This window comes from Pseudescherichia sp., assembly GCF_031987975.1.
Taxonomy (GTDB): Bacteria; Pseudomonadota; Gammaproteobacteria; order Enterobacterales; family Enterobacteriaceae; genus Pseudescherichia.
In genome coordinates, this window is record NZ_DALZYX010000013.1 from 72,156 (window position 1) to 79,195 (window position 7,040).

8 protein-coding genes and 2 pseudogenes are annotated in these 7,040 nt (G+C 50.1%); 1 reads left to right on the forward strand and 9 read right to left on the reverse strand.

The features are described 5' to 3' along the window. Positions 1-4: 4 nt before the first annotated feature. From RTN40_RS19220 to RTN40_RS19230, 3 genes are read right to left on the reverse strand one after another with little or no spacing between them, the layout of a single operon-like run. On the reverse strand, positions 5-1,249 hold the full coding sequence (locus RTN40_RS19220) for a polysaccharide deacetylase family protein (protein ID WP_312229861.1): 1,245 nt from the start codon (positions 1,247-1,249) through the stop codon (positions 5-7). Beyond that, the gene (locus RTN40_RS19225; protein ID WP_312229853.1) at positions 1,249-2,019 is read right to left on the reverse strand and encodes an ABC transporter permease; all 771 of its coding nucleotides are present in this window, start codon (positions 2,017-2,019) and stop codon (positions 1,249-1,251) included. Before RTN40_RS19225 ends, RTN40_RS19220 begins: the two co-directional genes overlap by 1 nt. Next, positions 2,016-2,942 (reverse strand): ABC transporter ATP-binding protein, encoded by a 927-nt coding sequence (locus RTN40_RS19230; protein ID WP_312229854.1) that lies wholly within the window; start codon positions 2,940-2,942, stop codon positions 2,016-2,018. Before RTN40_RS19230 ends, RTN40_RS19225 begins: the two co-directional genes overlap by 4 nt. Before the next feature lie 108 nt (positions 2,943-3,050). Between RTN40_RS19230 and can the strand changes: the two genes are divergently transcribed. Next, the gene (gene can / locus RTN40_RS19235) at positions 3,051-3,713 is read left to right on the forward strand and encodes a carbonate dehydratase (RefSeq protein ID WP_312229855.1); all 663 of its coding nucleotides are present in this window, start codon (positions 3,051-3,053) and stop codon (positions 3,711-3,713) included. 60 nt (positions 3,714-3,773) lie between these two features. On the opposite strand, the gene hpt is transcribed toward can, so the two are convergent. The 6 genes and pseudogenes from hpt to RTN40_RS19265 form a co-directional block, all read right to left on the reverse strand. Beyond that, entirely contained in the window at positions 3,774-4,316 is a 543-nt protein-coding gene (hpt, locus tag RTN40_RS19240) for a hypoxanthine phosphoribosyltransferase (protein ID WP_042390558.1), read from the reverse strand. Between the two features lie 310 nt (positions 4,317-4,626). Next, positions 4,627-5,070: a hypothetical protein gene (locus RTN40_RS19245; protein WP_312229856.1), complete on the reverse strand. Its 444-nt coding sequence runs from the start codon at positions 5,068-5,070 to the stop codon at positions 4,627-4,629. Between the two features lies 1 nt (position 5,071). Then, a complete protein-coding gene (locus tag RTN40_RS19250) occupies positions 5,072-5,470 on the reverse strand; it encodes a hypothetical protein (protein WP_312229857.1) in 399 nt (132 codons plus the stop codon). A gap of 114 nt (positions 5,471-5,584) precedes the next feature. Beyond that, positions 5,585-5,863: pseudogene (locus tag RTN40_RS19255) on the reverse strand (hypothetical protein); the annotation flags it as partial. A gap of 71 nt (positions 5,864-5,934) precedes the next feature. Further along, entirely contained in the window at positions 5,935-6,372 is a 438-nt protein-coding gene (locus tag RTN40_RS19260) for a hypothetical protein (protein ID WP_312229858.1), read from the reverse strand. Further along, positions 6,369-7,040 (reverse strand): annotated as a pseudogene (locus RTN40_RS19265) (glycoside hydrolase family 104 protein); the annotation flags it as partial. The pseudogene RTN40_RS19265 and the gene RTN40_RS19260, both read right to left, overlap by 4 nt.

Consider the following 7,040-nt stretch of genomic DNA (forward strand, 5'->3'; position numbering starts at 1 on the left):
ACCTCTATGGCTGGTTGCCGACCAGCCGAGCCATTGTCTCTAACGAATCCGTTCGTAAGATATAGAGTCGCTTCAGGAGGAACGGATTATCTCCCGGCTTCACCTTCCCCTTTACCGTCGTCACCGCCATATGAAAACCGGCATCCCGCGCAGCCTCTATCGCTTTTTCGTTATAGCCGCCAAAGGGATAAGAGAGATAGTCCACGTGCGGGTTAAACTGCGATAGCGCCCGGCGCGAGTGGACAAAATCGAACTCGATAATGTGATAGCTGCGGCTAAGCAGAATGGGATGGTGAGTGGTATCCACCCGGTGTAGAAAGTGAGTATGCGACTGGATATCAAACACGTCCTGAATGCCCCGCAGCTCGGAGATGCTCATAAACTGTAGCGATGTCGGGTCCCAGCGCTGCGGATAAGCCTTGATGCGCGACGAGATGGTGAACGAGGTCGCCTTGAAGCCGTACTGCTTGAGGATCGGGTAAGCGTAGCGGCTGATCGATTTCAGCCCATCGTCAAAGGTGATCACCACCGCCCGAGCCGGAAGGTTAAGCCGGTTCTTCAGGTAGCCCTCCAGCTGATACATCGTCAGGGTGGTATAGCCGCGATCTCGCAGCCAGGTCATCTGGTTGCTGAACGCCCGCACCGAAGTGGTGGTTGAGGTGTGGCGGAAGCGGGTGTTCTCCTCATCGCGCAGGATGTGGTGATACGTCAGCACCGGAATGCCGTGGTCCTCCTGGGCATCCAGGCTGCTGACATAGGCCAGCCGGTCACCGATGCGGATCTGAAACCAGGTCTGGTTCAGCCCGTCCCGCAGCTTGCCGACGATGGGGTAGCGCAGGTTCTCCGCCAGCATGCCGAAAGGGACGCTTCTGACATTAGGCCCGCTATAGAGCGGCGTCGCTTTCGAGGTAATCAGGTTCTGGTTGCTCAGCGGCTTGTTGAGATCCCCCAGCCGATCCTGCACCCGTTTTTTACCGCGCACCGGCTCCAGATGGCCCTTATCGATAAACGCCTGGCCAAAGCCGAAGTGAAAGGCGCTGTAATCCCCTTCCCCACTCGCCACCGCGATAATCTGTCCCGCATGTAGATAGCCGACGTTAATCACCTTACCGCCAATCTGCGCCCAGATAACGGCGGCTTCAGTGGTCTGCATATAGCGCGCCGGGGCGTCCTGCTCCAGCAGGCGGGCGGAAGCGGCGCTGCTCCATGCCAGGAGCAGCGCCAGCAGGAAACGCATAAGCATGAGGATTAGCTACGTAGGCCGCGTCCACGCTGGATCAGGTACCAGCACAGCAGGTAAAACGCGACGATAAACACCGCCAGCACGCCGATGGTCATCACCAGCGGCACGTCAATGATACCGAGGAAGCCAAAGCGGAAGCCGCTGATCATGTAGACGATGGGATTGAGGTGCGACAGCGCTTGCCAGAACGGCGGCAGCAGGGTCAGCGAATAAAACACCCCGCCGAGGTAGGTCAGCGGCGTCAGCACGAAGGTCGGTATCAGGCTAATATCGTCAAAGGTTTTCGCAAATACCGCGTTCAGCAGGCCCGCCAGTGAAAAGAGGATCGCCGTCAGCAGCAGCGTCAGGCCGACAAACAGCCATGAATGCACCTGGAACGGCACAAAGAAGAGCGATACCGCTGTGACCAGCACCCCAACGCATAGCCCGCGCGCTACGCCGCCACCGACGTAGCCAGCAATAATTACGTGCGTCGGCACCGGCGCGACCAGCAGCTCCTCAATATTGCGCTGGAACTTAGCGCTGAAGAACGACGAGGCCACGTTGGCGTAGGCGTTAGTGATCACCGCCATCATGATCAGGCCGGGAACGATAAACTGCATGTAGGTGAAGCCGTGCATCTCACCAATTCGCGATCCGATCAGGTTCCCGAAGATGATAAAGTAGAGGGTCATGGTGATCACTGGCGGAACCAGGGTCTGGATCCAGATGCGCATAAAACGCTGGATCTCTTTGTGCCAGATACTTTTTAGCGCGACCCAGTAGAGCTGCATCATGCGTGGTCTCCTTTTTTATTGTGTACCAGCGTGACAAACAGCTCTTCTAAACGGTTGGCTTTGTTACGCATGCTTAATACCTGAACGCCCTGGGCGCTCAGCTGGCTAAAGACGCTGTTAATCCCCTGCTCGCGCAGCACCTCAACTTCCAGGGTTGAGGTATCCACCAGCCGGTACTGGTAACCTTCCAGCTTCGGCAGCGGGCTTTTCGGGGCCAGGTCAAGAATAAAGGTCTCTGATTTCAGCTTGGCCAGCAGCGACTTCATGGAGGTGTTCTCCACCAGCTCACCGTGCTGGATGATACCGATATTACGGCAGAGCATCTCGGCCTCTTCCAGATAGTGGGTGGTTAAAATAATGGTCGTCCCCTGGGCATTCAAATCTTTCAGGAAGCCCCACATGGAGCGGCGCAGCTCAATATCTACCCCGGCGGTTGGCTCGTCGAGGATCAGCAGCTTTGGCTCATGCATCAGCGCTCGGGCGATCATCAGACGGCGCTTCATACCGCCGGAGAGCATCCGTGCTTTTTCGTTACGTTTTTCCCACAGATCGAGCTGCTTAAGGTACTTTTCACTGCGGATCAGTGCATCTGAGCGCTCAACGCCGTAGTAGCCTGCCTGGTTAACAACGATCTGCTGCACGGTCTCAAAGGGGTTGAAGTTGAACTCCTGCGGCACCAGGCCAAGCTGGCGTTTGGCGTTCACCACGTCTTTTTGTAAGTCGTAGCCAAAGACGCTGACCCGTCCCGAGGTTTTATTTACCAGCGAGCTGACGATGCCGATAGTGGTCGATTTACCCGCACCGTTGGGTCCCAGAAGCGCGTAGAAGTCACCCGCTTCTACTTTTAAATCAATGCCGCGCAGCGCCTGAACGCCGCCCGGATAGGTTTTCTTAAGCTGCTCTAGCTCCAGTGCAATGGTCATGTCGTTTCGCTTACCTTGTTTTCTGACACTCTATGTGTGGTTTAAAATTAAATGGAGTTGACCTATATTAGCTCAACGCAATTACTTGGTTACAGGTCGTTAACCGCCATGAAAGATATAGATACACTCATCAGTAACAATGCACTATGGTCAAAAATGCTGGTGGAAGAGGATCCCGGATTTTTTGAGACCCTGGCAAAAGCCCAGAAGCCACGCTTCCTGTGGATTGGCTGCTCTGACAGCCGCGTCCCCGCTGAGCGTCTGACCGGCCTGGAGCCGGGCGAGCTGTTTGTTCACCGTAACGTGGCCAACCTCGTTATCCACACCGATCTGAACTGCCTGTCGGTGGTGCAGTACGCGGTAGATGTGCTGGAAGTTGAACACATCATCATCTGCGGCCACTACGGCTGCGGCGGCGTGCAGGCAGCGGTTGAGAACCCGGAGCTGGGGCTGATCAACAACTGGCTGCTGCACATCCGTGACATCTGGCTCAAGCACACCCCGCTGCTGAGCGAAATGCCGGAAGAGCGTCGCCTCGACACCCTCTGCGAGCTGAACGTGATGGAGCAGGTCTATAACCTGGGCCACTCAACCATCATGCAGTCGGCGTGGAAACGCGGGCAGAATGTCACTATCCACGGCTGGGCCTACGGTATTCACGACGGCCTGCTGCGCGATCTCGACGTAACCGCGACCAGCCGCGACACCCTTGAGAAGGGCTACCGCCAGGGCATCGCCAATATTAGCCAGAAGCATATTAATCACAAATAAGCGTGCCGTAGCGGCACGCGTTTGTCAGGCCCGGTAAAGCGTAATCGCTACCGGGCTTTTTTACGCCTGCTCTTCCAGCGGCACGACTTTGCCCACGTAGGGCAGATGACGATAGCGCTGGGCATAGTCGATACCGTAACCCACCACAAACTCGTCCGGGATCGAGAAGCCAACAAACTCTACAGGCACCTCAACTTCACGGCGGGACGGTTTATCCAGCAGCGTACAGATCGCCAGCGACTTCGGTTCGCGCAGGCTTAGGATCTCACGCACTTTAGAGAGGGTGTTACCGGAGTCGATAATATCTTCAACGATCAGCACATCTTTACCGCGAATGTCCTCGTCCAGATCCTTGAGGATTTTCACATCGCGCGTAGTGGACATACCGCTGCCGTAGCTGGAGGCGGTCATAAAATCGACCTCGTGCGGAACCTGCACTTCGCGACAGAGATCGGCCATAAACATAAACGAGCCACGCAGCAGGCCTACCAGCACCATCTCGCTGCCGCTCTCCTGATAGCGTTCGGTGATTTGACGACCCAGTTCACTAATACGCGCTTTGATCTCCGCTTCCGGGATCATCACTTCAACAGTATGTTTCATAAAACCGCAACCACTTGTTTTTAAAGATAAAATAAAAAACAATCGGGAGATGAGATAACATTGTGGCCACCCCGATTGGTAAGATTTTTTAGCACGACCGCGCACGCTTTCGCCAGCACGAGAACAATAAGCAGCGATTATACCAGCGCCCACGCCTGACAGCATCCCTATCTGTCAGGCGTGGGGAGTTCGATCCGCGTGATGATGGAGTAAACGCAGCTTATCTTAACAAGTTGCGCATCCTGGAGAATTAGTGAAGAAGTGCTATTGGGAGTACCTTTGGGAAAGGCTTTATTTAAATTAAACACAGTTACTTCTGATTAATTAAATTATTATCCTTAAACACCCATGCATTATACTTTTTCTCGCCCGCTTCATTATAAATCATTATTTTAACCTGTTCACTGCCATTTTCAATTAAGATTTTACCTGAGCAATAATCTATCGGATTATACGTCTTTATATTATCATCAGCGTCCATAGAAATAACTCTAATTGTTCCTGCCTCACATGAATTACCCATAGGTGCATCCTGAAACACCCAGACACCCGTCCATGAGTCTGGAAGAAGGGAATATGATGTCAAATAGGAAGGAGACTCATATTCGCAATCATGCTTAGAAACAACCTTATGGTTGAATAATATTTCGCAATGATTTTCAACTTTTGTGGACTGAACAGTGGGCAAATCGAGGCTGTCAGAAATAGCATACAATGGAACAAGCGATAGCAATAAAATTATGTATTTATTCATATTACCCCTGATATCCTTTTGAATTCCCCAGAACTAGTTTACCTCTAACTTTCAAACCTGCTTCACGCTTAGTAATTCTGTCATCTCTATTTATATCCAAGCCTATATTATCTCTATAACTTCTCCCCTCATCATATAAAACATAATCATCAGGTTTGCCTACAGCTTTAGGGCAGAATATAACCATATAAACATCTTCGATAGTGTGTACTTTACCTGCATAAGGCTGAAAGTATTTTTCAACGTAATCCATCTGCTTAACTGCCGTCATAGCAGCTAATTTATTTGTGGTTGTACTTAAAAACCGTGCAGTCGTTGACATAAACTGAATCAGCCCTGTGGCACTCCCAGTTGGATTTCTCACGGCTGGGGAAAAACTTTCTCCCGTTTCAAATGCCATGCATGACATCAAATGATCTGGCTCTATTCCCAACCGTCCGCAAACTTCTATTACTTTCGATTTGAATTATTTTGGAACTTTGGCTCCCCATGCAATCTCAATAGTGTTTTCGTAGTTCAAAGAATTAAGAAACACCACCGGATGCATATGCCATACAGCCTGACCCGATGTAAAGGGATGCACCTGGCTCATCCACTCCATGTCATCCAGCCACTTCTTCGCAAAATCAATCCGCAGGGTGTCATAGTCCTGGAAAAACGCCGTCCATTTCTGGTGGCCGCTGCCACCAAACCACTCGCTCTCGTGCTTCACCACCATCCGGGAGACAATATCCCGTACCCCCATGTCCGGATGGTGCAGGGCAGCATACAGCTCACGGCCTGACAGGTCTCCGCAGCAAAATGACATCGTTATCCTTGCCAGTCGATGATAATGTTGCGATAAATGTTTATCACTTGGATAATTTAATAACTTTTACACTTATGCAACTTTATAATGCCATTTTCCGCATAAGACTGTACAAAATCAGGGTCGTTAGTCCAGTAGTATTTGGATTTCTTCATATCATAAAATCCTTTCCATTGTAATTCACCATTTTGGTTTATTATATTTAGTTCTGCCAGCGGCATTGTGGAACTGACATTATTCCAATCAAAATTCATACCACCCCTACCAAGATCGGCCGTGCCATCATAGAAAATATCTATTTTGTTTTTTTGTATTTCCTTGGCGTGGATATTGATAACTATTTGATTATCATTAACAATAAGTGGATTCGATTTGCTTTCTATGTTTATAGTGAATCCCTCCCCATCACTACAAGAAGTACTCCATACGCCAAAATTTGAACTCGCGCATGTGGCTAATGAAACGAATAAAAAAACAATGGGCCAGATATTCATTCTTTAACCCCCTCAATAGATGCAATATAACCTATATCCACATGAAGATTGCTATTCCCAGCTAGCTCTGCATTAAGATAATGGTTAAACAAAGACAGCGCTTCTTGTTTTGATTTTGCAGGCTGACCATATCGACCAGGCGGAAGGCTAGCCCACTCATAACTTAATATATCCAGTGCGCCATCGATATCACCAGACATGATTTTATCTAATGAGTTTTTTCTCTTATATTTAAAAATTAGGACGCAAAATTCATCCTGAGATTTTGGGGTAAAGTCAGTTATCCCGACCTTCTCTCGATGAGAGACCATTTTAGGATCATTCCATGTATATCCCATAATCTGATATGCTCCTGCTGCGGTTGAGGTCAAGTTACCCCGTGTAATAGAAATCTGAGGATGATCGCTGAAATCCTTATGGTAGTCTTTAACAAAAGACTGCCCTCCAAATAAAGTTTCATAACCGATTTCACCAACCGTTCCTTCTCCAACACGGAGCATTCTCATAAATGCCCTGACTCTGGCTTCTTCGACGGAAGGAACCAAAACATTTATTGCATCCAAAAACACTACCGGATGCATATGCCATACCGCCTGGCCTGCCGTGAACGGCGCCACCTGGCTCATCCACTCCATGTCATCCAGCCACTTCTTCGCAAAATCTATCCG

Excerpts from the sequence above, each read along its gene's own strand:
- RTN40_RS19225 (WP_312229853.1), bottom strand. The coding sequence starts at position 2,019 with ATGATGCAGCTCTACTGGGTCGCGCTAAAAAGTATCTGGCACAAAGAG.
- RTN40_RS19230 (WP_312229854.1), bottom strand. The coding sequence starts at position 2,942 with ATGACCATTGCACTGGAGCTAGAGCAGCTTAAGAAAACCTATCCGGGC.
- can (WP_312229855.1), top strand. The coding sequence starts at position 3,051 with ATGAAAGATATAGATACACTCATCAGTAACAATGCACTATGGTCAAAA.
- hpt (WP_042390558.1), bottom strand. The coding sequence starts at position 4,316 with ATGAAACATACTGTTGAAGTGATGATCCCGGAAGCGGAGATCAAAGCG.
- RTN40_RS19245 (WP_312229856.1), bottom strand. The coding sequence starts at position 5,070 with ATGAATAAATACATAATTTTATTGCTATCGCTTGTTCCATTGTATGCT.
- RTN40_RS19250 (WP_312229857.1), bottom strand. The coding sequence starts at position 5,470 with ATGGCATTTGAAACGGGAGAAAGTTTTTCCCCAGCCGTGAGAAATCCA.
- RTN40_RS19260 (WP_312229858.1), bottom strand. The coding sequence starts at position 6,372 with ATGAATATCTGGCCCATTGTTTTTTTATTCGTTTCATTAGCCACATGC.